The sequence below is a fragment of the Glycomyces lechevalierae genome (assembly GCF_027622945.1).
Classification (GTDB): domain Bacteria; phylum Actinomycetota; class Actinomycetes; order Mycobacteriales; family Micromonosporaceae; genus Glycomyces; species Glycomyces rutgersensis.
In genome coordinates, this window is record NZ_JAPZVQ010000011.1 from 73,200 (window position 1) to 97,855 (window position 24,656).

General features: G+C 70.6%; 25 protein-coding genes. 13 read left to right on the forward strand and 12 right to left on the reverse strand.

Translation table 11 applies throughout. From position 1 onward, the window contains the following. The first annotated feature begins 17 nt into the window (after positions 1 to 17). Positions 18 to 608, forward strand: coding sequence for a hypothetical protein (locus tag O2L01_RS17270; RefSeq protein WP_270123237.1), 591 nt, complete (start codon positions 18 to 20; stop codon positions 606 to 608). Here the strand turns inward: O2L01_RS17270 and O2L01_RS17275 are convergent. Further along, positions 556 to 1,587 (reverse strand): LLM class flavin-dependent oxidoreductase, encoded by a 1,032-nt coding sequence (locus O2L01_RS17275; RefSeq protein WP_270123238.1) that lies wholly within the window; start codon positions 1,585 to 1,587, stop codon positions 556 to 558. The genes O2L01_RS17270 and O2L01_RS17275 overlap by 53 nt on opposite strands. Positions 1,588 to 1,609: 22 nt before the next feature. Further along, the gene (locus tag O2L01_RS17280; RefSeq protein ID WP_344469206.1) at positions 1,610 to 2,971 is read right to left on the reverse strand and encodes a class II 3-deoxy-7-phosphoheptulonate synthase; all 1,362 of its coding nucleotides are present in this window, start codon (positions 2,969 to 2,971) and stop codon (positions 1,610 to 1,612) included. Between the two features lie 167 nt (positions 2,972 to 3,138). On the opposite strand from O2L01_RS17280, the gene O2L01_RS17285 reads away from it, so the two are divergent. Beyond that, positions 3,139 to 3,762, forward strand: a complete 624-nt coding sequence (locus O2L01_RS17285) for a cyclodeaminase/cyclohydrolase family protein (RefSeq protein ID WP_270123240.1) — start codon at positions 3,139 to 3,141, stop codon at positions 3,760 to 3,762. Further along, positions 3,759 to 4,607 carry a bifunctional 5,10-methylenetetrahydrofolate dehydrogenase/5,10-methenyltetrahydrofolate cyclohydrolase gene (locus O2L01_RS17290; protein WP_270123241.1) on the forward strand — a complete coding sequence of 283 codons (849 nt, stop codon included), beginning with the start codon at positions 3,759 to 3,761 and terminating at the stop codon, positions 4,605 to 4,607. Before O2L01_RS17285 ends, O2L01_RS17290 begins: the two co-directional genes overlap by 4 nt. A gap of 282 nt (positions 4,608 to 4,889) precedes the next feature. On the opposite strand, the gene O2L01_RS17295 is transcribed toward O2L01_RS17290, so the two are convergent. Further along, positions 4,890 to 5,651 carry a hypothetical protein gene (locus O2L01_RS17295; RefSeq protein WP_270123242.1) on the reverse strand — a complete coding sequence of 254 codons (762 nt, stop codon included), beginning with the start codon at positions 5,649 to 5,651 and terminating at the stop codon, positions 4,890 to 4,892. Positions 5,652 to 5,874: 223 nt separating this feature from the next. Between O2L01_RS17295 and O2L01_RS17300 the strand changes: the two genes are divergently transcribed. Then, positions 5,875 to 6,261: a hypothetical protein gene (locus O2L01_RS17300; protein ID WP_270123243.1), complete on the forward strand. Its 387-nt coding sequence runs from the start codon at positions 5,875 to 5,877 to the stop codon at positions 6,259 to 6,261. Between the two features lie 117 nt (positions 6,262 to 6,378). Continuing rightward, positions 6,379 to 6,585 (forward strand): hypothetical protein, encoded by a 207-nt coding sequence (locus tag O2L01_RS17305; RefSeq protein WP_270123244.1) that lies wholly within the window; start codon positions 6,379 to 6,381, stop codon positions 6,583 to 6,585. A gap of 209 nt (positions 6,586 to 6,794) precedes the next feature. Here O2L01_RS17305 and O2L01_RS17310 read toward each other — a convergent pair whose 3' ends face one another. Both O2L01_RS17310 and O2L01_RS17315 read right to left on the reverse strand, forming a co-directional pair. After that, positions 6,795 to 7,820, reverse strand: a complete 1,026-nt coding sequence (locus O2L01_RS17310) for a 6-phosphofructokinase (RefSeq protein WP_270123245.1) — start codon at positions 7,818 to 7,820, stop codon at positions 6,795 to 6,797. 109 nt (positions 7,821 to 7,929) lie between these two features. Beyond that, entirely contained in the window at positions 7,930 to 8,484 is a 555-nt protein-coding gene (locus O2L01_RS17315; protein ID WP_270123246.1) for a polyadenylate-specific 3'-exoribonuclease AS, read from the reverse strand. Between the two features lie 328 nt (positions 8,485 to 8,812). On the opposite strand from O2L01_RS17315, the gene O2L01_RS17320 reads away from it, so the two are divergent. Beyond that, complete coding sequence (locus tag O2L01_RS17320; protein WP_198667126.1) at positions 8,813 to 9,502, forward strand: Crp/Fnr family transcriptional regulator; 690 nt, start codon at positions 8,813 to 8,815, stop codon at positions 9,500 to 9,502. A 75-nt stretch (positions 9,503 to 9,577) separates the two neighbouring features. Here O2L01_RS17320 and O2L01_RS17325 read toward each other — a convergent pair whose 3' ends face one another. Next, positions 9,578 to 10,255 (reverse strand): lysophospholipid acyltransferase family protein, encoded by a 678-nt coding sequence (locus O2L01_RS17325; RefSeq protein ID WP_270123247.1) that lies wholly within the window; start codon positions 10,253 to 10,255, stop codon positions 9,578 to 9,580. 227 nt (positions 10,256 to 10,482) lie between these two features. On the opposite strand from O2L01_RS17325, the gene O2L01_RS17330 reads away from it, so the two are divergent. Both O2L01_RS17330 and O2L01_RS17335 read left to right on the forward strand, forming a co-directional pair. Continuing rightward, the gene (locus O2L01_RS17330) at positions 10,483 to 11,253 is read left to right on the forward strand and encodes an alpha/beta hydrolase (RefSeq protein ID WP_270123248.1); all 771 of its coding nucleotides are present in this window, start codon (positions 10,483 to 10,485) and stop codon (positions 11,251 to 11,253) included. Continuing rightward, entirely contained in the window at positions 11,246 to 11,770 is a 525-nt protein-coding gene (locus tag O2L01_RS17335; protein WP_270123249.1) for a DUF308 domain-containing protein, read from the forward strand. Before O2L01_RS17330 ends, O2L01_RS17335 begins: the two co-directional genes overlap by 8 nt. Positions 11,771 to 12,117: 347 nt before the next feature. Here the strand turns inward: O2L01_RS17335 and O2L01_RS17340 are convergent, their stop codons facing one another. Both O2L01_RS17340 and O2L01_RS17345 read right to left on the reverse strand, forming a co-directional pair. Further along, positions 12,118 to 12,750 (reverse strand): alpha/beta fold hydrolase, encoded by a 633-nt coding sequence (locus O2L01_RS17340; protein WP_270123250.1) that lies wholly within the window; start codon positions 12,748 to 12,750, stop codon positions 12,118 to 12,120. Further along, positions 12,747 to 14,096: a flavin-containing monooxygenase gene (locus tag O2L01_RS17345; protein WP_270123251.1), complete on the reverse strand. Its 1,350-nt coding sequence runs from the start codon at positions 14,094 to 14,096 to the stop codon at positions 12,747 to 12,749. Before O2L01_RS17345 ends, O2L01_RS17340 begins: the two co-directional genes overlap by 4 nt. Before the next feature lie 156 nt (positions 14,097 to 14,252). Between O2L01_RS17345 and O2L01_RS17350 the strand changes: the two genes are divergently transcribed. Both O2L01_RS17350 and O2L01_RS17355 read left to right on the forward strand, forming a co-directional pair. Next, positions 14,253 to 15,374 carry a cytochrome P450 gene (locus O2L01_RS17350; RefSeq protein ID WP_270123252.1) on the forward strand — a complete coding sequence of 374 codons (1,122 nt, stop codon included), beginning with the start codon at positions 14,253 to 14,255 and terminating at the stop codon, positions 15,372 to 15,374. Positions 15,375 to 15,416: 42 nt separating this feature from the next. Further along, positions 15,417 to 15,905: an NUDIX hydrolase gene (locus tag O2L01_RS17355; protein ID WP_270123253.1), complete on the forward strand. Its 489-nt coding sequence runs from the start codon at positions 15,417 to 15,419 to the stop codon at positions 15,903 to 15,905. Between the two features lie 110 nt (positions 15,906 to 16,015). Here O2L01_RS17355 and O2L01_RS17360 read toward each other — a convergent pair whose 3' ends face one another. The 4 genes from O2L01_RS17360 to bioA all read right to left on the reverse strand — a co-directional run bounded on the left by O2L01_RS17360 (position 16,016) and on the right by bioA (position 20,026). Beyond that, the gene (locus O2L01_RS17360) at positions 16,016 to 16,339 is read right to left on the reverse strand and encodes a hypothetical protein (protein ID WP_270123254.1); all 324 of its coding nucleotides are present in this window, start codon (positions 16,337 to 16,339) and stop codon (positions 16,016 to 16,018) included. Positions 16,340 to 16,600: 261 nt separating this feature from the next. Beyond that, positions 16,601 to 17,278 carry a dethiobiotin synthase gene (gene bioD, locus O2L01_RS17365; protein ID WP_270123255.1) on the reverse strand — a complete coding sequence of 226 codons (678 nt, stop codon included), beginning with the start codon at positions 17,276 to 17,278 and terminating at the stop codon, positions 16,601 to 16,603. A gap of 289 nt (positions 17,279 to 17,567) precedes the next feature. Then, positions 17,568 to 18,707, reverse strand: coding sequence for an aminotransferase class I/II-fold pyridoxal phosphate-dependent enzyme (locus O2L01_RS17370; RefSeq protein WP_270123256.1), 1,140 nt, complete (start codon positions 18,705 to 18,707; stop codon positions 17,568 to 17,570). After that, complete coding sequence (gene bioA, locus O2L01_RS17375) at positions 18,704 to 20,026, reverse strand: adenosylmethionine--8-amino-7-oxononanoate transaminase (RefSeq protein WP_270123257.1); 1,323 nt, start codon at positions 20,024 to 20,026, stop codon at positions 18,704 to 18,706. The genes O2L01_RS17370 and bioA overlap by 4 nt, the downstream gene beginning before the upstream one ends. Positions 20,027 to 20,532: 506 nt before the next feature. On the opposite strand from bioA, the gene O2L01_RS17380 reads away from it, so the two are divergent. The 3 genes from O2L01_RS17380 (at position 20,533) to O2L01_RS17390 (ending at position 24,578) form a co-directional block, all read left to right on the forward strand. Further along, positions 20,533 to 21,834, forward strand: a complete 1,302-nt coding sequence (locus tag O2L01_RS17380; RefSeq protein WP_270123258.1) for an MFS transporter — start codon at positions 20,533 to 20,535, stop codon at positions 21,832 to 21,834. A gap of 89 nt (positions 21,835 to 21,923) precedes the next feature. Beyond that, positions 21,924 to 23,168: an ornithine cyclodeaminase, nickel-pincer nucleotide-dependent gene (locus O2L01_RS17385; RefSeq protein WP_270123259.1), complete on the forward strand. Its 1,245-nt coding sequence runs from the start codon at positions 21,924 to 21,926 to the stop codon at positions 23,166 to 23,168. A gap of 282 nt (positions 23,169 to 23,450) precedes the next feature. Beyond that, positions 23,451 to 24,578 carry a hypothetical protein gene (locus tag O2L01_RS17390; RefSeq protein ID WP_270123260.1) on the forward strand — a complete coding sequence of 376 codons (1,128 nt, stop codon included), beginning with the start codon at positions 23,451 to 23,453 and terminating at the stop codon, positions 24,576 to 24,578. The last annotated feature ends 78 nt before the right edge of the window (positions 24,579 to 24,656 follow it).

Consider the following 24,656-nt stretch of genomic DNA (forward strand, 5'->3'; position numbering starts at 1 on the left):
CGTTGAAGGACCCGCCCATGTACACGCCGCCTGCCGCCACGCCGCCCTCCAGCCCGCTTCCCCCTGAACTGCTGCACCGCAAGCCTGGGACGGTCACGGCCGCTCAGGTGATGCTCTGGTTGCAGTTCTCGTTTCTGATCTGCTGCGGGGCGGGCGGTGGGCTGACCGCGTTGTTCTGGTCTGACGCACTGAACTTCAGCGACCTTGAGTTCGAGCGGGACCTTTCTCAGGGATTCGAGAACCTCGCGGCCGTCGTCACGATCGTCATCGCGGCGACGATCGCACTGGTGATCCTCTTCGGCATCCTGGCCGTGAAGATCGGCGCGGGCCGCCGCTGGGCGCAGATCACGACGATCGCGGTCATGCTGCTGGCCTTCGTGTCCGGCTTCATCGGGATCTACACCGGGTTCGAGGCGAGCAACGACGTGGGCGCACCCGCGGACGGCACGCGGCTGATCTGGACCCTCCTCAGTCTCGCGATGCCGCTGGTGACGCTCATCTGCCTGTTCACAGGCTCGGCGAACCAGTGGTTCCGACAGAAGGGCCGGGACCCGCTCAAGGGGCTGCCGCCGCAGAGCCCTCCGGCAATGCCGTACCGGTCGTACTGAGAACTGCACCGAGGGCGGCGATGTTGTCGCCCACGGCATCCGGGTCGCCGATGCCTTCGACCATGAGGAGCTGGCGGCGGACCCCTGTCTTCTCGGCGGAGGACGCGAGGCGTTCGGCGACGTGGTCGGCGGGGCCGACGGCGTGCCGTTCGATCATCCAGTCGACGTAGGCGGCGTGGTCGCGTGAGCCGCGGCCGGGTTTGAGGCTCACGTACTGCCCGACCCCGCGGGTCAACAGCTCGGTGAGTGACCAACGGAGCCGGTCGACCGTGCCGGGCCCGTCGGCGACCTGGGCGAGGTGCGTCGAGACGTGTTCGGCCGCATCGGGATCGAACCCTGCGGCCTCGGCCTCCTGCCGCCACGCGCCGATGAGCGCCACATGATCGTCGTCGGGGGCGTGCATGCCGAGGAGGAGCGGCATGCCGAAGCGTCCGGCGAGTCGGGCGGTGCCTTCGCCGGTGGCCGCGACCCAGACGGGCCGTCCGGTGCCGGGCGGCATGACGCGCACGGGCAGGACGTCGAAGAACTCGCCGGCGTGGGCCACTTCGGCGTCGCCGGAGAGCCAGCGGGTCAGGAGCGAGAGGCCTTCCTCGAAGCCGCGCTCGTACCGGTCGAGGCCGGAGCCGAAGACGTCGAGGTCGATCCAGGGCCCGCCGCGGCCGACGCCGAGGCGGAAGCGTCCGGGGGCGAGCGCGTCGAGCGTGGCGGCCTCTTCCCCGAGGGCCACGGGGTGGCGGTTGGAGAGCACCGCGACGGCGGTGCCGATCTGGATCCGTGCCGTGGCGGCCAGGAGGTGGGCGGCCATGAGGGTCGCCGAGGGGCTCGCGCCGTACTCGATGAAGTGGTGCTCGGCGGTCCACACGCCGTCGAGGCCGGACGTTTCCGCTTGTCGCGCATAGGAGACGACTCGGCGGAGTGCCGCCGCCGGGGTGACGCCGGGGAACACTCCGCCGAGGAGGAAGAGATCGTGAGCGCTCATGCGCTCACCTTATGGGAATTCCCTAATGGCGCAACATCTCCGCGACGAGGAACGCGAGCTCGAGCGACTGCTGCGTGTTCAGGCGCGGGTCGCAGGCCGTCTCGTAGCGGTCGGAGAGCTGGTCGTCGCGGATCTCCTGGGCGCCGCCGACGCATTCGGTGACGTCCTCGCCGGTGAGCTCGATGTGGATGCCGCCCGGGTGGGTCCCGGTCTGGCGGTGCACCTCGAAGAAGCCGAGGACCTCGTCGACGACCTGGTCGAACGCGCGGGTCTTGTAACCCGAGGCGGACTCGTAGGTGTTGCCGTGCATCGGGTCGCACTGCCACACGACCTTGCACCCGGCGGCCTGGACCTTCTCGACGATCGGAGGCAGCACGGTGCGGACGTTCTTGTGCCCCATGCGGGTGATGACCACGAGCTTGCCGGGGATGTTCTCCGGGTTGAGCTTCTGGCACATCTCGACGACGCCCTCGGGCGTGGCGGTCGGGCCGATCTTGCAGCCGACCGGGTTGGCGACGCGGGACAGGAAGTCCATGTGGGCGCCGCCGATCTGGCGGGTGCGCTCGCCGTTCCACAGCATGTGGCCGGAGAGGGCGTACGCCTTGCCGTCGAAGATGCGGGTGAGCGCCCGGTCGTACTCGATGGCGAGCATCTCGTGCGAGGCGAAGACCTCGGCGGTGTGCAGGTTCTCGTCCTCGACGCCGCAGGCGGCCATGAAGCGCACGGCGCGGTCGATCTCGCGGCCGATGGCCTCGTAGCGCTCGCCGGCCGGGGAGGTGCGGACGAAGTCCTTGTTCCAGTCGTGCACGGCCATGAGGTCGGCGAGGCCGCCGCGCAGGTAGGCGCGGAGCATGTTCATGGTGGCGGCGGAGTTCGCGTAGGCGCGGATCATCCGCTGCGGGTCGCAGACGCGGGCCTCTTCGGTCGCCTCGAGCGAGTTGAACATGTCGCCGCGGTAGACGGGCAGGCCGAGCGAGTCGAGCGCGGCCGAGCGCGGCTTGGAGTACTGGCCGGCGACGCGGCCGACCTTGACGACGGGGAGCGAGGCGCCGTAGGTGAGCACGACCGCCATCTGGAGGAGCGTGCGCATGTTCGCGAGCACGTGGTGCTCGGTGTTGTCGATGAACGTCTCGGCGCAGTCGCCGCCCTGCATGAGGAAGGCGCGGCCTTCGCAGACCTCGGCGAGGAGCTCGCGGAGGTGGTCGACCTCGTAGGGGGCGACGATCGGCGGGACGCCGGCGAGCACCCCGGCGACGTCCTCGACCTCGGCGTAGTCGTCCCACGGGGGAACCTGCTCGCGGGGCAGGTTCCGCCAGGCGTCGAGCTGATAGCGCTCGGCTTCCTCCGCGTCGGCGACGACGGGGACGAGGCCAGGGTTTCGCAGGTCATGCCATTGGCGGTTCACGCGGTAATGGTACGTGGCGGGGCTCGGGGGCCACCACGCTGATTTACGTGTCTCATTGGGTGAACCCTCACAGCGGGGGCGGGCGGCGCGACACACCGGGACGAGCGAAGACATCCCACCTTTGGGGCCGCGTCTAGGCTGGCCGGGTGCGCAAGACGACTATTGAAGACTGGCTGACCGACCTCGCCTCGGAGCTTCCGGCTCCGGGTGGCGGGGCGGCGGCGGGGATGGGCGCGGCGATGGCCGCGGCCCTGGTGTCCATGGTGTGCAATCTGACGATCGGCAAGCCGAAGTTCGCCGAACACGAGGCGGTGATGCGGGAGGCCCTGGCCGAGGCCGAGCGGCTGCGGCTGGAGGCGCTGCAGCTCGCGGAGGACGACGCCGAGGCGTTCTCGGGCGTCGTGGCCGCCTACAAGCTGCCGAAGTCCTCTGACGAGGAGAAGGCCGCCCGGACCGCCGCCATCCAGGCGGGCCTGGTCGAGGCCGCGGCGGTGCCGCTCGCGGTCGCGCGGGTGTCTGCCGAGGTGATCAAGCTGTCGGGCCGGATCCTGGAGGGCTCCAACCCGAACGTGATCTCGGATGTGGCCGTGGCGGCTTCGGCGGCGAAGTCGGCGCTGGAGTCGGCGGCGCTGAACGTCGACATCAACGTGGTGGCGATCAAGGACCCGGCCGAGCGGGAGCGCCTGGCGAGCACGCTCAACGAAGCGCTCCAGGCGAAGGTGCAGGCTGAGGCGATCATGCAGATCGTGGCGAAGAGGATTCGGGCATGAGTGACATCGACGGGCGCGCGGTCGCCTCGGCCATCCGCGCGGAGGTCGCGGCCGACGCGGACCGGCTGCGCGAAGAGGGCATCGTCCCGACCCTCGCGGTCGTGGTGCCCACGGACGACGAGGGCACGGCCTGGTACGTGCGCTCGATCCGCAAGGCCGCCGAGAAGGAGGGCATCGACTGCAGGGTCGAGCACCTCAAGGACCCCGGTAGGGACGAGATCGTCGCGAAGCTCCAAGAGCTCTCGGCGGACCCGGCCGTGCACGGCATCATCTGCCAGACGCCGCTGCCGGAGGGCGTGACCCTCTCGCAGGTGGGCGGGTACATCAGCCCGTTCAAAGACGTGGACGGCGCGAACTCGGAGAGCCTGGGCCGCTTGGCCGCCGGGCTGCGGACCTTCGCTCCGGCGACGGCCGCGGCGGTGCTCGAGCTGCTCAAGCGCGAGGACCTGGTCCTCGAGGGCGCGAACGCGGTCGTCGTCGGCCGGTCCACTGTGGTCGGCAAGCCCGCGGCGCTGCTGCTGCTCAACGAGTCCGCCACGGTGACCGTGTGCCACTCGCGCACGAAGGACCTGGCGGCGGTCTGCCGCGAGGCGGACGTGCTGGTCGCGGCCGTGGGCCGCGCGGGCATGATCACCGCGGACTTCGTGAAGCCCGGCGCGACGGTGATCGACGTGGGCACCAACCCGACTGAAGACGGCGGCCTCGTCGGCGACGTCGACTACGAATCGGTCGCCCCGGTCGCCGCCCGCCTGACCCCGGTCCCGCGAGGCGTCGGCCCCGTGACGACCGCACTCCTGCTGCGCCACACCGTGGTCGCGGCGGAACTGACGAAGACTCACGGCTAGACGCCGTACGGACCACGAGGAGGCCGATCGCCCGAACGGGCGGTCGGCCTTCGCCGTACGAACCGCCGGCCGCCGGATCCGGCGCACGCCGAAAGCGCGCCGCACCTCTGGGTTTGGGTCCCCGGTTTTCCAAGGTAGCGGGGCGAACCTGAAGGGGAGCTGAAGCGCGGCCTGTTCGACCGCACGCCGAAAGCCGGTCTCGCCTCCGGGTAAGGACCCCCGGTTTCGAAGCTAGCTCAGCCAACCTGAAGGGGAGCTGAAGCGTCCGAAGGCCGCTCCCGCCTAGGCGCGGTCGCTGTGGGTGCGGTCGAGGCAGTCGGCAAGGGCTGGAAGGAAGTCCATGAAGCGCGCCCGCTGCTGGTGGGTGTCCGCGCCCGTGCCGTCGCTCTTCCAGGCCACAAGCCAGCCGTCCTTCGCCGCCCACGACCAGCGGAACAGGTCGAGGCCGGCGGCCTCAGCGGCGGCGGCGACGTTCGTCACGTAAGCCGGGTCGTCCGTGTGGAGCCGCCGGGGCACCGGCCGGAAGAAGCGATCGAGCGCGTCGGCGGTGAACCGCCCGATGCGGCCGCGCTGGCGCGTCTGCGGTCGCGGCGGGTCCGGCAGGACGATCGCCTGGTAGCGCGCCCGGTGCGGGTGCCAGTTCGCGGCCATTGAAGAGTGGCCGTCGAGCAGCCGGTGCTGCACCACGTCGGGCCCGTTCTGCCGCAGCCGCACGGCGTTGCACCGCAACTGGTAGATCGAGCCCGCGGCGGTCGCGTCGAGCGCACTGAAGGCGAAGCTCGGCCGCCCGCCCCACACCCCTTGCGTCCACCCGCGCACCCGCGCGACCGGGAAGCCAAGGCGCCCAAGGGAGCCCAGCACCTCAGCGGTCTCGCCGCCGAGGTCCTCCGCCTGCAGCTCGGCGCGGAACGCCAACCGGTACTTGCGGGCGAACTGCTGCCAGCCCGCGAGCGCGGCGCGGGCCTCGCGTTCGGCCGCCGGGTCGAGCCCGCTCTCGAGCGCGGCCCCCGCCCGGTCCGTGCCGCTCTGGCCGACCTGACCCACCACAGGTTCCTCCCACTGTCGATTCACGAGCACTGTATGGCGGCGGGGCAAGGCCGTCCTCCCCCGTTTCGCGCCGCGAGGCGCCCGAGCACGGCCCGTCACCGCCCCACTCCTCCGTCGCAGCCCCGTGGCCTCGGAAAATAACCCCAAGTGGCGGATACCCGACAGACACACACGATTACCGGACGTAGCGTTAAGGCATCGCACGCAGAGGAGGTTGCGCATGACACGTCGTCTCGCATTCGTGGCGACCGTCGCCGCCATGATCGTCTCGGTCTCGACTCCGGCGATGGCGTTCCAGCACGACAGGGTTCAGAACCCGGTGGTGCACTGGGCACTCGACATCGCGGTGCTCGCCATTGTGGTCGCTCCGATCTGGACCGCGCTGCTCTGGGGCAAGGGACGCAGCAAGTGGCTGCTGGTCGGCCTGGTCGCCTTCGTGCAGTTGCCGGTCGCGATCCTGGGCTTCTCAAAGACCGCCTCGGCACTGTTCGCCGGCAGCGGCCTGTTCGTCGGCCTCGCGATCACGATCGCGGCGATCTGGTACACGCGCCGGGTGACGCGGCGCGAAACCCTGGCGCAGAAAGAACTGCCGGGCGAGGCCGCCTGAGCCGAGCTCGAACCCGGAGAGCCGGTCGCCGTCGCGCAGCAGCCGGAACACCGGGCAGCCCTGGAAGGGGCCGTCGAAACCGCCGGTCGCGGGGTTCCGGTAGGCGTGCCACGAGCAGTGCGCCTCGCCCACCCAGCCCCAGGCCCGGTGCGTCTCGGCACCGCCGAAGCGGTACACGCCGACGCTGAGGGTCCGGCCGCCGACCGGACGCCGGTAGAAGTCGGCGTCGAGACCCGCCACGGGGATCGCCTCGAAGTCGATGTCCGGCAGGGTCTTGTGATACGTGAAATCGGCGAGATGCGGGATCTCGCCGATTTCCTCTAGAGAAGCCACGGGCACGCCTGGTCTAACGACCGGGCGTGCCCGTGGTTGCGCCTTTTGGACGGTCGGTCCCGGGCCCAAGGGACGCCCTGAGTGGAAATCTGACAAGGCTTCGTGAGGAGCTAGTACGTGTGCGGAGCGTACTTGCGACGAGCGAAACGCAGCTCAGATTTTCTCTCAGGGGGTCCACCGGAACCCCAGCGGACCTTTACTTAAACGCCGAAGAAGACCTCGGCGTCGGCATACCGCTCGACCGGGACGGTCTTCAGGACATCGGTGCCCTCGTGGATCGGGATGCGCACGACGTTGGTGCCCTGGATCGCCATCATCTTGCCGAAGTCGCCCTCGTTCACGGCCGCGGCGGCCTCGAGGCCGAGGCGGGTCGCGAGCACGCGGTCGAACGCGGTCGGGGTGCCGCCGCGCTGCAGGTGGCCGAGGATGATCGCGCGGGTCTCGATGTCCGCGCGCTCCTTGATCTCCTTGGCGACCCAGTCGCCGACGCCGCCGAGCTTGACGTGGCCGAACGCGTCAACCTCGCCGTCCTTGAGGACCATGCCCTCCTGGGCGTGCGCGCCCTCGGAGACGGCGACGATGGTGGCCTTGCCGGCCTCCTTGCGCTCCTTGACGAAGTTCGCGACCTTCTCGATGTCGAACGCGACCTCGGGGATGAGGGTGACGTTCGCGCCGCCCGCGATGCCCGCGTGCAGCGTCATCCAGCCGGCGTGGCGGCCCATGATCTCGACGACGATGCAGCGGTCGTGCGAGTCCGCGGTCGTCCACAGGCGGTCGATGGCCTCGGTCGCGATGTTCACCGCGGTGTCGAAGCCGAAGGTGTAGTCGGTGCCCGAGAGGTCGTTGTCGATCGTCTTCGGCACGCCGACGCAGTTGACGCCGTCGGCGGTCAGCTTCGTGGCGACGCCGAGGGTGTCCTCGCCGCCGATCGCGATGAGCGCGTCCACGCCCAGCGCGGCCATGTTCTTCTTGATGGCCTCGACGCCGCCCTCGATCTTGTAAGGGTTGGTGCGCGAGGAGTGGAGGATGGTGCCGCCCTGGTCGAGGATGTTCTCGACCGTGTCCCAGTCCAGGGGCTGGGTGATGCCCTCGATCGGACCCCGCCAGCCGTAGCGGAAGCCCACGAACTCGTGGCCGTATTCCTTGCTGCCCTTGCGGACCGCGGCACGGATGACCGCGTTGAGACCGGGGCAGTCACCGCCGCCGGTGAGCACGCCAATGCGCATGTGTCTTACTCCCTGGAGTCAGGACTGTTAACTGGGCGGCCCCATTGCCGAAACACGCCCAGCCTATATCGGGGACCGGGGGCGGCGACCAGGGGTTCGGCGAGGCGGCCTAGTGGTGGGATTCGACCGGGCCGTACGCGGCGCGCTCGGCGCGGAACGCCTCGAGGGCCTTCCAGCGGGCGAGGTTGAGCTTGGCGTCGGTGAGGGCGTCGTGCATGTCCGCGTCGGGGGTCGTCGGCAGCTCGGGGCGGCCGAGGTCCTCCCAGCGCTGGCGCAGGTCCTTGGTCATGCGCGGCAGCGCCCGAGGCAGCTCGGGCATGGTGCCCCAGAGCTGCGCGAACACGACGTGGTCGTACGCGCCGATCCAGGCCCACAGCTCGACCCGCTCGCCCGGGTGGGAGCCGGTCTTCTTGCGCACGGGCGAGACGAGGAAGTCGTACAGCTCGTCGCGGATGGTGGCGCGGCTCTTCCACAGGGTGCTCGCCGGCGGCGGGAGCTTGTCGAGGACGTTGCGGCGCACCCAGTCGATCGCGCGGGAGGGGTCGAACTCGGTCGACACGGCGTAGTACTCGCGCCCTTGCTCGTCGACGACGGCGATCGAGACCAGGTCGATCGTGCGACCGTCCTCGATGAACTCGCAGTCGTAGAAGTATCGGTACGCCACGCATCGGCCTTTCGTATGATCACGGGCGGTCTTTTCGGCCGTTCTTGGGCCCCGCCCGTATGTCGCCGGACTGGAGTCGACGCTACGCCATACGATCAGGCAGCCGGAATCTGACCTCGCGGTCCGCGCGCGAGCGAAGCGATACCGGACAATCGACGCGAAAGCACGTAGACTTGATCGTACACTCGGTCGAGTGACAAGTGCGCCGTCTGGACACACGGCCCAACGGAGCGTGAAGTTTCCGACACTGGGCTCTGTACAACGACGGAAAAGACAGCGATCATCGGAGGGAACCCGCGGACCCGGGACCCACCGAAGGGGGAGAACTATGGGTGTCAGCCCATCTGAAGACCCGCTTGCAGGCGTCGCCATGTTCGCCGGCCTCGACCCGCAGGCACGGCGGCAGATCGCGGGTGTGGCGGTACAGCGCCACTACCGGCGTGGGCACCTCCTGTTCTTCGAAGGCGAGCCGGGCGAATCGCTCATCATGATCCGCTCGGGCGCGGTGAGCGTCTTCCGCACCGCCGCGACCGGCGAGCGCGCGATGCTCCACGTCGCCCGCGCCCCCGAAGTGCTCGGCGAGGTCTCGCTCCTGGACGGCTCGCCCCGGTCGGCCAGCGCGGAGGCTTTGGAGGACACGTCGGCGCTGGCGCTGGCGCGGTCGTCGTTCCTCGAACTGGTGCACGGGAACCCGAAGATGCTGGACGCGGTGCTGCGGTCGATGGGCATGATCGTGCGGCGTTTGACGGAGCAGTCCTCGGACCACGTGTTCCTGGATCTGCCGGGCCGGGTGGCGAAGACGCTGGTGCGGCTCGCGGAGCAGCACTCCTCCCCCATGACCACGATCGAGTTGAACCAGACGCAGTTGGCGGAGATGGCCGGTGGTTCGCGCCAGAGCGTGAACCAGGCGATCGGGATCTTCGCGAACCGCGGGTGGCTGCGCACGGAGGGCCGCAAGATCGTCGTGGTGGACCTGCCTGCGCTTCGGAGGCGGGCGGGCTTCGGGGGGCCTGAGTAGCCGGGCGGGGGACCCGAAAAGAGGCACTGCGGGGGCCTGAGTAAGAGCGTGCGCCGGAACCCGGTTCGACCGGGGTTACTGCTTCCCCTTGTCCTTGAACTTCGCGGCGTACTCGTCGACGTAGTCCTGGCCGGAGAGTGCCCTGAGGGCGTCCATGACCTCGTCGGTGACGGCGCGTTCGATGAAGCGGTCGCCCACGAGGTCGCGGTAGCGGTTGAAGTCGAGCGAGGGCCCGAACTTGATCTTGACGCGCCCGACGCGGGGGATGCGCTTCCCGATGGGCTGCAGCTCACCGGTGTTGAGCATGGCGACCGGGACGACCGGGGAGCCGGTCTGGAGCGCGAGGCGGGCGACGCCGGTCTTGCCGCGGTAGAGGCGGCCGTCGGGCGAGCGGGTGCCTTCGGGGTAGATGCCGAAGAGGCGGCCTTCGGAGAGGACGCGTTTCCCGGTGTCGAGGGAGGCGCTGGCGGCGTCGCCGCCGGCGCGGTCGACGGGGATGGCGCCGACGGCGTTCATGAAGGTGCGCACGAACCAGCCTTTGAAGCCGGTACCGGTGAAGTACTCCTCTTTCGCGATGAACGTGACGCGGCGCTTGACGACGAGGGGCATGAAGAAGGAGTCGGTGACGGCGAGGTGGTTGGAGGCCAGGATCGCGGGGCCGTCCTCGGGCACGTGTTCGAGCCCTTCGACCTGCGGCCGGTAGACGACCCACAGCAGCGAGCCCAGCGTCGCCTTCAGCACCCAGTAGATCACGCGTTCAAGCGTATCGGTACCGGTCTATTCGCTTCGCGGCGAACGCTCCCCGCGGGCGTGGAGCGGGTCGGGGCGGCCCTCCCGCGCGGTGGCGGCGGTCCCCGGACGCGTGCGAGAATGGGCAAGCGGCGCGAAATGGGACCGTCCCGCCGCCGGTTCGGACCGGCGGGGCGTGAACGGGCCCGGGGGATTCCCGCGCCACGTCATTCAGCGATCCGGGAGGCGACGTGACGAACGATTCCGAGGAGTTCACGTTCGACCTCGGTGCCGACGCCAAGGCCACGATGGTGCTGTGCCACGGTTTCACCTCCGATCCGGCGAGCATGCGGCCTTGGGGCGAATACCTGCGCGGCGAGGGCTTCAATGTCGTGTCGCCGCTGCTGCCGGGACACGGCGAGACGTGGCAGGTGCTGGCGAAGGCGACGTGGCAGCAGTGGTACCGGCGGCTCGAGGAGGCGTTGGACGAGGCGCTGGCGCTGGGCCGGCCGGTGTTCGCGGGCGGCCTGTCGATGGGCGGGTCGCTGTGCCTGCGGTTGGCGGAGCAGCGCGGCGGTGACCTGTCGGGGCTGGTGCTGGTGAATCCGGCGATCTTCGACGACAAGCCGCAGGGTTTTCTGGCGCCGGTGCTGCGGTACGTGATGCCGAGTGTCGCTTCGATCGGGTCCGACTTGAACAAGCCGGACGTGCGGGAGAAGACGACGTCGCGGACGCCGGTGGCGGCGTACGCGTCGCTGCGGCGGTTGTGGGCGGTGACGCGGCCGGAGCTGGCGCGGGTGACGGTGCCGCTGCGGATCTTCACGAGTGCGGAGGACCATGTGGTGAGTCCGCGCAACAGTGCGGTGATCCGGGCGGGTGTGCGTTCCAAGGATGTCGAGTCGACGGTGCTGCCGCGGAGCTTCCATGTGGCGACGCTCGACTACGACGCCGAGACGATCTTCTCCGGGAGTGTCGAGTTCATGAACCGGCAGCTTGTGAAGGCCCGAGGTGTCCATGACTGACCGCAGTGAGCAGGAGGGCAACGGCGAGCCCGAGAGCGGCGAGCAGGACGCCGGGAAGGGCGGGCCTGGGGAGCTGCGCCCCGAGGACGTCGACCGCCGGTTCAACGAGCTCATCAAGGGCTTGGGGGACACGGGGAGCGGGCTCGTGAAGGGGCTCGACGCCGAGGAGCACCCGACCGAGGTCGTGCCGATGACGCCTCCGGTGGTGTCGTCCTCGTCGGACGACGAGCCGGGGCTGCTGGAGCTGTGGGACGCGGACCTGCCGGATGACGACGAGGACGACTACGAGCCGCCGGAGCCGCCTCCGGTGCCGTGGCCGAGCCTGCCGGCGGTCGGCGGGGTGCTGCTCATCATCGGCGGTATCGCGCTGCTGGTGAATCCGGGCATGGCGCCGCTGGGTACGAGCCCGGGCCGCCTGGTCGGGTTCGTGGGGTTCCTGATGGGCGTGTGGTTGCTGATCAGCCGCCTGCGCCCGGACAGGGAACCGGACGACACCGACGACGGCGCGGTCGTCTGAGCGCTGCGTGGAAACGGCGCGTCCGCGGCACGGTCGCGGGTGCGGAGGAGATGCGCTGACTCGAACGGGTGAATCCGCGCTGCGGGCGGGCCCGGCCCGGTCCGCCTTCAGCTCCGCTTCAGGTACGCCCGGCTAGCTTCGAAACCGGGGGCCCTTCCCGACGCCGACATGGACACTCGGCGTGCGTCCGAACGGCGCTCGCTGCCGCGGGCGGCTCGCGGCCGGCCGCCGCGGCTTCTTCAGCTCCGCTTCAGGTTCGCGCCGCTACCGTGGATAACCGGGGAACCAAACCCAGCCCGCAGTAAGGCTTTCGGCGTGCGCGGCAATCAGTGCTCGCCGTGCCCGCGTCAGTGCTTCTGGGCGTCGAGCCAGGACAGGATCGTGTCGAGGAGGGCTTCGGCGTTCGCGCCTTTGAAGACGTCGTCCGGGGCGCCCGCGAAGGTGAGCGGCGTGATGCCGTACTCCTCCGAGACCGCCTGGACTTCCTTCGACTGCGTCTCGGACTCGCTCACCACGAGGAGCACCGGCGGTTCGCCCACCGGTTTCGGGAGCTGCTTCGGGAACCGCTGCGGCGACACGAGCACGAGGCCCGCCGCCGGGTAGCGGCCTGCCGCCAGCGCGGCCCAGGCCGCGCCCTCGCGGTGTCCGATGAGGACCGTCTGGCGGGGCACGGTGACCGCGGCCTGCACGACGTCGTGGGCCTTCGCGTCGGGGCCGCCTTCGGCGGCGGGGGTGCCGCCCTGGCCGCGCACGCTCACGGCCGCCGCGTACCGTCCCGAGGTCGCGATCCGCTTGAGCCACAAGGCGTTGAAGGCCGCCGCCCCGGCCGGGTCGCCGGTGCAGCACAGCACCGGGTTCGTCTCGGGGTTGTCCTTGATCTCGATGTCGAAGAGGTCGGCGGGCTCGAAGACGGCGATCTCGCGCCGGACCGCGACCGGCTCGGGGGTGCGGGCGCGCCGGATCCAGGCGGTGAGGCTCATTTGGCGGGCTCCTGTTCGAGGGTGTCGATGATGCGGCCGAGGCTGGCCAGGTACTCCTCGGCGTCGACCACGAGGCGGCGGCGCGGGTCGACGTGCTCCACCGCGTTATGGCCCGACTCGGCGTTGACCTGCAGCTTGAAGCTCTCGGCGCGCTCGGGGTCGCTCTTGCGGATCTGCAGCCACCGCGCGATCGCGTGGGTCTGCCAGTGGACGATCGGGAGCACGCCCACGCCGGGTTCGACGAGCCCGGCGACCGCAAGGGTCTGGGCCTTGGGCGAGAACATGCGCGCGAACAGCCGCGGTGCGGGCGCGTCGCGGGTGCCGCCGAGCAGTTCCGGTGCGACGCAGGCGATCTTGGGTTGGTAGCCGGTGGCGAGGACGACGAGGTCGGGGCGGATCTCGGTGCCGTCCGCGAACGCGACGTCGTAGCCGTCGAAGCGGGCGACCTCCCCGCGGCGCTTGATGGAGCCGTCCCCGACGTGCTCGAGGTACCGGCCGTTGCGCACCGGCTCCTCGTCGCCGGGGCCGTGGCCGGGCGCCTCGACGCCCATGCGCTCGGCGAGTCGCTTGGGGCCCTTGAGGGTCCGGTCGGTGAGGAAGCGGCGCAGGAGCTTCGGGCGGGAGGAGAGGCGCGCGAGCGCGTAGTCGGCGGGCTCGCCGCCGAGGTACTTGGGCAGGTGCCAGGTGCCGCGGCGCACGGAGTGCACGCAGCTCGCGGCGTTCACGGCGGCCTCGCAGGCGATGTCGACGCCGGAGTTGCCGCCGCCGATGACGAGGACGTGCTTGCCGCGCAGGCGGGACGCGTCCTTGAGCTGCGAGGAGTGCAGGACGGTGCCGCGGAAGTCGTCCAGGCCCGGGTAGGACGGCAGGTTCGGGGCCCAGTGGTGGCCGGTCGCGATGATGACCGCGCCGTAGCGCAGGCGCCGGGCGGCGGCGCCGGCGGCGGGTTTGACGACGACCTCGAAGCGGGAGCCCTCGACCGGTTCGAGATGGGAGATCTCGGAGCCGTACCAGACGTGCTCGGAGAGCCCGAAGTGCTTGGCGTACGAGGTCAGGTACTCGAGCATCTGGGTCGCGGAGGGGTAGTCCGGCCAGTCGTCGGGCATCGGGAAGTCGGGGATCTCGGTCTGGGACCGGGAGGTGACGAGGTGGGTGTTGGGGTAGAGCGGGCTGTGCTGGTTCTGCGGGTTCCACAGGCCGCCGAGCACGGTGTCGCGCTCGTAGCAGTCCACTTCGAAGCCGTTCTCGCGGAGGTTCTTGACGGCGATGAGGCCGGACGCTCCGGCGCCGATCACGCAGACGGCCTCGCCGCGGTCGTAGGCGGCCTGGGAGGAGTACTCCTGCAAGGCAAAGGCTCCTTACGGTGGGCATGCAGTCAGATGCCGGACGGCGGCCCCCGCGGGGTCGACCGCCGGGGGCGGTTCGCGGTGCGGGGCGCCGAAAGACTGAGAGCAGATTACCGTGAACGGGACTCGTACTTTCGGGGGAGGTAGGCTGCGCGCGTGCTCTTCGAGCTGTGGAAACATCCCCGACCCGACGCCCCCGTCCTGCGGCGCGACGGGCAGGTGGTGGTGTCCTCGCACCGTCTCGCCAGGCAGGTGCTGGCCGACCGCGACCGGTTCTCGGCCGCGAACGCGCTCGACGCGGTCACTCCGATCCCCACTGACGCCCTGCGGGAGCTGACGCGGCACCGGTTCCGGCTGCCGGCCACCCTCGCCAACAACGACACCGATTCGCACGAGCGGATCCGGGCCGCGTTCGGCGAGGTGTTCGCGCCCGCGAACGTGGAGGCGCTGCGGCCGTGGCTCACGGGCCTGGCACGGCGGACCGCCGCCGGGGTCGCGTGGCGGCTGCGCGCGGGCGAGACCGTGGACGTGGACGCGGCGGTGTCCTCGGAGATCCCGCTCGCCGCACTGGCGCGGCTCCTGGGACTGGAAGTCGAAGCGGCCGTTGAGGTCAAGCGCTTCAGCCGGGCCGCGCTCGAACTGTTCTGGGGCGACCCGACGCCGGAGCGCCAGCGCGAGCTGGCCGGGATCGTGGGCCCGTTCCACGCACTGCTGCGCGGCTGGACGGCCGAATCGACCGGCGCGACAAGGGAACTGCTGGAGACGTACGGGGAGGACGCGGCGACGGCGGCTCTGTTCTTCCTGCTCGTGGCCGGCCAGGAGACGACCTCGCAGTTCTTGACGCTGCTGCTGCACCGGCTGATCGAGGAGCCGGAGCTGCTCGACGCGGCGCCCGCCGCGATCGTCGAGGAAGGGCTGCGGCTGCTGCCGCCGATCACGTCGTGGCGGCGGGTCGCCAAGGAGGACACCGAGATCGGCGGTTTCGCGGTGCGCGCGGGCGAGTCGGTGCTGGTGTGGCTCGGTGCGGCGGGCGTGGACGAGGGCGTGGCCGAGTGTCCGATGCGGATGGTCCCGGGCCAGCGGGGCTCGCGGCGTCACCTGGCGTTCGGGGCGGGCGCGCACCGCTGCCTGGGGAGCCAGTTGTCGCGCATGGAAGCCGAAGTGGTCGTGGCGGAGCTCGCGCCGCTGCTCCCCCGCTGCCGGGTCGTGGCGGAGCCGGTGAGCGAGCCGAATCTGTCGTTCCGGATGCCGAGCCCGCTCGTCGTGGCGCGGCGCTGATATCGGATTGCCGCCGTCGGCGTTCCTTGCGAGGCTGGCGGGATGCGTGAATTCCTGGACTTCCGTCAACGTGCCGCGTCCTATGTCCTGCGGCGGCTTCCCGGACGGCCCGAGCTCGAGGTCCTGGTGATCCTGCACCGCGACAGTCCCGAAGCGGGCGTGCAGATTCCCGGCGGCGGGGCGCTGGCGCACGAGACGATCGGGGAGGCGGCGGTGCGCGAGGCGCGTGAGGAGACCGGGGTCGCCGAGCCGGGGTTCGGGGAGGTGCTGGGCAACAAGCTGATGCGCGGCCCGATGTACGAGCACGGCCACCAGGTGACGAGTTACTGCTGGCTGCGGACGGCGGAGGAGCGGGACGCGTGGGACCACACGGTGGTGAGCCACGACGAGGACGACGGCCTGCGGATGCGCTGCGAGTTCCGGCCCGTCGGCGATGCCGGGATCGGGTTCGGGATGGACCGGTTCCTGCCGTTGGCGGCCGCGCGGTTCGCGGCGGCGTTCCCGGTCGCGAACGGGCAGGTGGGCGTGTAGTGCGATGCGGGCGCCGGGGGTAGAGGCGCCCGCATCGCACTGATTCGGCACCTATTGGGCCGGTTCGCTGTCAATGTACTGCGCGGGCGCCACCGCGGTGGGAGCGAGCGTCATCCTTGTGACGCGTCGAGGCCGGGCAGGTGGGGCAGGTCGTCCCAGTCACGGGTGAGGCGCACGGTGTCGCCGTCGAGTTCAAGGTCGCCCCAGGGCGCGTAGCGGGTGTCGCGGTGGAGGGTCTCGACGATGCGGCGCATGAGGATCGGGCCGTGCTCGCGGCGGTGCTCGTGGCCGAACATGCGCCAGTGGTGGCGGCCGACGATGAGGCCGTCGACGACGAGCCGGCCGTCCTCGGTGCGGGTACGCACGTCGATCACGTAGCGGCGGCGGCTTCCGGGCGCGTGGACGCGCCTGCCGATGAGCTCATCCGCTCGCATCGCCGGCTCCTGGAATCTTGCCGATCACCTTGCGCCTGATGCGTTCCCCGGCCGGGCTCGCGGCCGCTCGGGCTGCCTTGCAGGTGATCGAGACGACCGTGTCGAGGTCGGTGACCTGGCGACGATGTTCCCGATGTCGGCGAAGCCCCCGATCGCGCTGAACACGCCGAGGGTGTAGAGCAGCAACCGCTTCACCCGAACACGATATCCACAGAGAGTGAGCGTAAAACCGCGAAGTGTGGCGACTCGCGGGGACGAGATCTACTGGGGGTCGGCGCCGAAGCGGCGCAGGTCCCCTTCCATGTCGAACCATTCCGACGCGCTCAGCCGGAAGACCTCGGGGTCGAGGTCGGCCGCCCCGGCGGGGATCCAGCCGAGACGGCGGCCCGGAAGGTCCTTCAGGTTCTCGTACTCGGCGAGGCCCGGCTCGAGCGGCCACGACCCGATGAGGACGGACGCGGCGATGCCGCGCCGCGCCAGCGCTTCCAGAGTCAGGGCCGTGTGGTTGAGCGTCCCGAGTCCGGCCCGCGCGACCACGACGGCCGGGCAGCCGAGCTCGACGGCGAGGTCCCGGGCGGTCCAGCCGCCCGCGCCGAGCTGCACAAGCAGGCCGCCGGCGCCTTCGAGGAGGACCACGTCGGACTTCGCTTCGAGGACCGTCTCGGCGACCTCGTGCAGGTGGAGCAGCGGCAGCCCGCTGCAGCGCGCGGCCGTGAAGGGCGCCAGCGGGTCCGGGTAGAAGGCGAGGGCCCGGGCGGGCGCGCCGGAGAGGCGCGTGACCTCGGCGGCGTCGTCATCGTCGCCGGTCTGGGCGATCTTGACGACCTCGACGCTGCGGCCCTGCCGCATCAGGTAAGCGGCGAGCGCGGCGGTGGCGACGGTCTTGCCGACCCCGGTGTCGGTGCCGGTCACCAGGACCGGTCCTTCGAAGGCGATCACGGGTCCAACCTAACTGTTGAGCAAGCGGCGAAGCGAGCACGGCGGCCGGTCGGCGCGGTCGCGCGGAGGGTGGTGCGGAGTGGAAGGCGCTGTGTGACATGTGATGTGCCATGGGGCGAGGGCGAGTGTGGCAAGGGCGGAAATGCGTGACATGTGATATGCCACCGGCGCTTGGAGAGTGGCCGGTGGTCGGACTGCGGCGTGCTCATCGCCGCCTGGCCCCTTGCCTTCGCGATCGGGCCGTGGTGCGTGACATGTGATGTACCACTGGGCGACCCACAAGACCCGCTCACGCTTCCTCGGATTCCGGCCTGGTCGCTGCGATCACCTCGAGTGCCCTGCCGAAGTCGGCCGCGTCGACCCCCGTGTTGATCGTGACCCGCAGCCGCGACCGGTGGTCCGGTGTGGACGGCGGCCTGAAGCAGCCGACCGCCACCCCTGCCGCCGCGCAGCGCTCGGCCCAGCCGGTGGCCGCCTTCGCGTCCCCCGCAGGCGGCGAGAGCACCCCGGCAGCCGGAGTCGGCGCACCGAGAACCTCCGCCGCCAGAGCTGCACGGCGGGCGAGTTCGGTTTGGGCGCTTTCGGATTCGCTCGCGATCGCCAGCGCCGCGCCGGCTCCGGCGATCACCGCGGGCGGCGGTGCGGTGTCGTAGATGAAGGTGCGACCGGTGTCGTGCAGGTGGCGGCGCAGCGTGGCCGGTCCGGCCACCACGCCTCCCGCGGCACCCAGTGCCTTCGAGAGGGTGGCCGTGACGACCACCCCGGGATCGCCCGCGAGCCCCGCCGCCGCGACCCCGCCCGCGCCGCGCGGTCCGACCGTGCCGATCCCGTGGGCCTCGTCGACCAGCAGCAGCGCCCCGTGAGCGCTCGTCAGGGCGTGGATCTCCCGGAGCGGCGCCGCGTCGCCGAGGACCGAGTACACCGACTCGATCGCGACGATCGAGGGCCGCAGCTCCCGCAGTTGCCGTTCCAGGTCCTCGAGGTCGTTGTGCGAGAACGTGTCCGAGCGGCCCCCGGCGAGGCGGGCCGCGTCGTGGAGCGACGCGTGGGCGTGGGCGTCGAGCAGGACCGGCCCGGCCAGCGCGGCCACCGCGCCGAGGTTGGCCATGTAACCCGAGGAGTAGAGGACGGCGGTCTCGGTGCCGGTGTGCCGCGCGAAGTCCGCTTCGAACTGCTCGTGGAGCCCGGTCGTGCCGCGCACGAGCCGCGAGCCGCCCGCGCCGAGTCCGTACTCGGCGAGCGCGGCCGCCGCGGCGGTCAGTACCGCCGGGTGTCGGGAGAGCCCGAGGTAGTCGTTCCCGGCGAGGTCGATCGCGGCGGCCCGTGGCCGCACGGTGCGCGTCAGCCCGGCCTTCGAGCGGAGTTCCGCCTTGCGCGCCAGGCGGTTCCATACGGCGTCGGGCGATGAGGTCCCGACCGGGGCCGTCATCCCACGACCTCGTCGACCGCCTCGGTGAGGGCGTTCACGAGCAGGTCGGTCTCGTCGTCGCCGAGGGTCAGCGGCGGCATGAGCACCACCGTGTCGCCCAGGGGCCGCAGCCACACGCCGCGTTCGCGCGCGGCCTGGCACACCGCGAAGCCGGTGCGCTCGCCGACCGGTGCGACCTCGACGCCGATCATCGTCCCGAGCTGCCGGATCTCGACCACGCCGTCCTTGGCGCCCACCGGTTCCAGCAGTTTCGTGAGCCGTTCGCCGAGCCGGACGGCCTGGCCGACGACGTCCTGCTCCCCCATGACGCGCAGGTTCGCCAGCGCGGCGGCGCAGCACAGGGGGTTCGCGGTGTAAGTGTGGCCGTGGAAGAAGGTGCGCGGCGCGGTGTCCCCGGGCCGGGTCAGGAAGGCCTCGTAGACGTGTTCGGCGGCGAGCACCGCGGAGAGCGGCAGGTACCCGCCGGTGATGCCTTTGCCGCAGGTGAGCAGGTCGGGGACGACGCCGGCGTGCTCCGCGGCCCACATCTTCCCGGTGCGGCCGAAGCCGGTGGCGACCTCGTCGAAGATGAGGAGCGCGCCGTGCGCGTCGGCGAGTTCCCTTGCGGTGCGGAGGTAGTCGGCGTCGTAGTCGAGCATTCCGGCCGCGCCTTGGATCATCGGTTCGACGATGATCGCGCAGACCTGGTCGCCCGATGCCTCCATGACGGCGCGCAGGTCGGCGAGCGCCACGGCGTAGCGGTCCGCCCCGAGCGCCCGGTCGCCGGGCGAGCTGACGCCGATCGTGTCGAGCAGCAGCGGCTTGTAGGCCTGGTGGAAGAGGTCGTGGCCGCCGACGGCGACGGCGCCGAGGGTGTCGCCGTGGTAGGCGTGGTCGAGGCGCACGAACTTGGGTCGGGAGCGGCCGGTCTGGGTCGAGTACTGGTAGGCGATCTTGAGCGCGGCCTCGACGGCGGAGGAGCCGTCGCCGGCGTAGAAGACCTTGGTCAGCGGCGGCCCGTCCGACTTGGGCGCCAGGTCGATGAGCGCTTCGGAGAGTTCGATGCCGGGGGTGTGGGTGGTGCCGAGGAACGTGGAGTGGTCGAGCTTGGCGAGCTGGGCGGTGATGGCGGCGTTGATGTCGGGGTGGCCGTGGCCGAGTGTGGTGGTCCACAGTGAGGAGACGCCGTCGAGGTAGCGGCGGCCGTCCACGTCGATGAGCCAGGGGCCCTCGGCGCGGTCGACGACGACGGGCCGGTCCTCGGTCCAGTTGGCGTGCTGGGTGAAGGGGTGCCACACGGTCGATGCGTCGCGGGCGGTCCATTCGGCGCTGGCGGTCATCGCTCGACTCCTTAGACGGTTCCTACAAAGCTCATTGGAGGATACCGCCGGGCCCGGGCCTCCGAGCAGGGGTGCGCCGGCGATCTCATCGAGGCGAAGCATGCGAGTCGTGCGTTGACGCTGCCGCGCTGCTCCCTTGACACCACCGTTATCGAACCGAGGCCGCCGCCTCCCGGGCGGGGCGGGAGGCGTAGCTTTGTGCGGTCATTACGGACCCACCTGCTCCGTCCGGGTTTTTACACTTTGAACACAGTGGGACGCTTGACAACCACATGCGCCAGGGGCAGACTGGTGACACTTGCGGCAATCGCGGAGGATTGTCACTTACCGCCCTTCAGGTATGAACGCACTTCGGAGGCGGAGGCTCGGCGAACCCCTGCGCCGGCACGGTCCCTGCCGTGTCCGACGCCGACCGCGCCGCACCCCGACCCCGTGGCGGCAGGCTGCGACGGTGCAGACCGGCACCCGAGGCCGACGCTCGCGGAGCCGAGAACGAGGAAGGCCCAGTGTCGAACCAGAACCCCCCGCCGGCTCCGGCCGGACCCGCCGACGACGCTTCCGAATCCGACCGCAAGCCGTCGTTCTCCCAGGTCTTCGGCGACCGCGAGGCCGCCGCGTTCCTCCTGGCGTTCTGCCTCTCGAACGCCGGCGCCATGCTCAACCGCGTCGCCGTCACCTTCCTCGTGTGGCAGCACACCCAGTCCTCCGCGCTCGCCGCCGCCTCGTTCGCGATCAGCTTCGCCCCCTACCTCGGCCTCGCCCAAGTCCTCGGGGCCATTGTGGACCGGTACGCGTACCGGAACGTCATGATCGTGTGCGACGTGCTCCGCGCCGGCCTCATCGCGCTCCTCCTCATCCCCGGCCTCCCGATCGCGGCGATGATCGCCATCGTCTTCGCCGTCGCCGCCGTCCAGCCCGCGTACAACGCCGCCCGCGTCGCGACCCTCGCGCAGATCCTCACCGGCGACGCCCTCTCGGTCGCCATCGCGCTCACCTTCAGCGCCGCCGCGACCGCCCAGATCATCGGCTACCTCGCGGGCGGCCTCCTCGCCGCGATCGACCCGCACGTCGCGCTCGCGATCAACGCCGGCCTGTTCGTGGTCAGCGCGATCGCGATCAGCATCCTCGTCCAGTACCGGCCCTCCGTGAACAAGCGCGAAGAGCGCCGCCACGTGCTCACCGAGACCGCCGACGGCCTGCGGATGCTGCGCGACAACAAGGTCCTGCGCACCGTCTCGTTCGGGATCTGGGGCCTGTTCGCGCTCACCGCCGTCCCCGAGGGCGTCGCGGTCCTCTGGTCGGCGCACCTGCACGCGGACTCGAAGACGCAGGGCCTCATCATGGCCGTCGACGCCGCCGCCGCCGTGATCGCGACGCTCCTGTTCACGCGGTTCGTGCGGCCCTCGGTGCGGGACAGGCTCATCCGGCCGCTCGCGTTCATCGGCCCAGCCGTCCTGACGAGCGCGCTGCTCGACCCGCCGCTCGCCGGGGTGCTCCTCATCGCGGTCGGCGCGGGCGTCGCGAACATGATCATGGCCCCGATGAACGCGACCCTCGCGCAGTGCATCCCCGACGGCTGGCGCGGCCGCGTCGTCGCCGCCGCCAACTCCGGTCTCCAACTGTGCCAAGGCATCGCCATCGCCGGGGTCGGCCTCGTCGTCGAGCTCGGCGCGTCCCTGCCGTACGTCGTGGGCGCCTGGGGCCTCATCGGGTTCCTCATCCAGTACCTGGTCACCCGCAACTGGCCCGCGCCCGAGGAGATCGAGGCCGCGAAGGCCGCGGCCGCGCCCCCGCCCGCCGCCGCCTGAACCCCGCGGAGCCTGCCGCCGCGCCCCCGGGCCGGGAGCTAGGCTCGTCTCGGCACCGCTAGAGGCCGGGAAGCAACAGGAGCACCAACGTGGAACACTCAAAGACCGTCGAGCTGCGCGGACACCTCATCGACCAGGGCGTCTTCGCCCGCGTCATGGACGACGTCCTCGAGTACTCGGGGGCCTACACGATCGACCGCTTCGACGTGGGCCGCCACCACACCGACGAGTCCTACGTCCAGCTCACCGTCTCCGCCGAGACGCCCGAGCTGGTCGAGCGCATCGTCATGCGGCTCCAGACGCACGGCGCGAACCCGCTCGACCCCGGCGTCGCCGTGCTCAAACCGGCCCCGCGCGACGGCGTCTTCCCGGAGGACTTCTACTCGACCACGAACTTCGACACCCAGATCCGCCTGAACGGCAGCTGGATGGAAGTCGAGAACTCCGAAATGGACTGCGGGATCATCGTCTCGGAGGACCACGCCAGCGCCAAGACCCTCCCGGTCTCGGACGTCAAGGCCGGCGAGCTCGTCGTCTGCGGCGGCGAGGGCGTCAAGGTCCTGCCGCTGCCCGAGCCCGAGCGCAAGAGCCCCGAGTCCTCGAACTTCGAGTTCATGAGCGGCGGCGTCTCCTCCGAACGGCCGCAGGCGCTCCAGGTGCGCCAGATCGCCGAGCGCATGCGCGAGGTCAAGGCCCGCGGCGAGAAGATCCTGTGGGTCGGCGGCCCCGCCATCGTCCACACCGGAGCCGGCAAGGCCCTCGAAGCGCTCATCAACGAGGGCTACGCGGACGTCATCTTCGCAGGCAACGCCCTTGCGGCCCATGACATCGAGTCGAACCTGTTCGGCACCTCGCTCGGCGTCGACCTCGACAAGGGCCACGGCGTGCCGCACGGCCACGAGCACCACATCCGCGCCATCAACCAGATCCGCTCCTGCGGGTCGATCGCCGAAGCCGTCGAGCAGGGCGTCCTCAAGGGCGGCATCATGCACGCGATGGTCAAGAACAAGAAGGAGTTCGTGCTCGTCGGCTCCGTGCGCGACGACGGCCCGCTCCCCGACGTGTACACCGACGTCATCGAGGGCCAGCGCGCCATGCGCGCCGCGCTCCCCGGCGTGGGCTTCGCGATCATGGTCGCGACGATGCTGCACTCGATCGCGACCGGGAACCTCCTGCCCGCGAAGGTGCCGCTCGTGAGCGTCGACATCAACCCCGCGACGGTCACCAAGCTCGCCGACCGGGGCTCGGCGCAGGCGATCGGCGTGATCACCGACATCGGCCTGTTCTGCGAGCAGCTCGCCGGCGAGCTCGTGGTCGGCTACAAGCGCGACTAGGGCTCGGTCTCCTTAAGCGCCATATGACATGTGATATGCCACCGGCATATCGGGAGGGCGGTCGACGTGGTCGGCCGCCCTTCGCCGTGCCTTGACCGAAGGCGGGCGCGGCGGCGCTTCCTGCCCGGTTCCTCCAGGATCGGTTGCGGTGCTTGGAACATGCGATTTGTCCCGGCCAGCGCTTTCCAAACCGCGATCCGCCCGCTATGATCCCATTAAATCGATTCATATCGATATCTCAATTGAATCGTTTCATTGGATCAACCACTCCCAGGAGCAGCAATGTCCCTCGCACCGAAGCGAAGACTCCGCACCCTGATCGCGACCGCCGCCGCCGTCATCGCCGGCGCGGCCGGCGCCGTCGCACTCCCGGCACTGGACGGCGCCGCCGTCGCCCAGTCCACGTGCGGCGCCAACTCCCCCCACGCCACGGTCACCGGCTCCAGCGGCGCCTACGTCACCAAGGAGGGCTCGACCACCGTCTACAGCGGCGGCGACTACCGCGCCGCCGTCCAGGCCGGCGTCGACACCATCTCCAGCGGCCAACGCGTCGCCGTCATGGCCTCCGGCTCGATCGGCGCGAGCACCATCACCATCCAGAGCGGCAAGACCTTCGAAGGCTGCGGCACCATCAACGTGGGCAACCGCTCCGGCCGCGGCGCGATCGAGGCGATCAACACCACCGACGTCAACATCGCGTTCCTCAAGATGACCGGCAACCCGTACTTCGGGCTGCGGTTCTCGGGCACGAACGGCCTCAAGCTCGGCGACATCGACCTGACCCTGAGCGGCGGCCTCGGCATCCGCTTCGACCGCGACGCCGCCTGGAACTACAACGTGACCATGAACGACATCTACGTCTCGGGCGCGGGCAGCCACGCCGTCGAGACGTGGAACATCGACGGGTTCAACATCACGAAGGTGACGGCGCGGAACGTCGGCGAGTCGGGCCTCCTGATCCAGAACTCGCGCAACGGCTGGGTCGGCACGGTCGACGGGAACAACGTCGGCGCGGGCACCGGCTACGCGACCTTCCGGATGGCGAACACCAACGGCAAGACCGCGAGCGGCGGCTACGCCACGAACATCTGGGTCGACAACGTGATCTCCCGAGGGGGCGGGCGCGGGATCTTCTGCGTCTCGCAGTCCGGCGGCGTGGTCATCAAGAACGTCGACCTGGCGAGCAACGGGAACAACGCGGTCCTGATCGAGAACTGCTACAACGTCTCGATCCGGGGCGGGACCGTCAACGGCGGCGGCGAGGTGCGCCTCGCGGCCCGCACGGAGTTCGCGAACAACAAGGACGTCTGGATCACGATGCGGGTCGACAACACGTCGGTGCGCGAGTCGCCCTGCGGCGAGAACACGAACTGGACGATCACCGGCAACGCGTCCGTGAACGTCTGCTGACGGCAAGTGCATGAGAGAGGGGCGGGGCGGTCGGGGCGGCCCGACCCGGTTGGGGGGGGGAGGGGGGGGGGTAGCGGG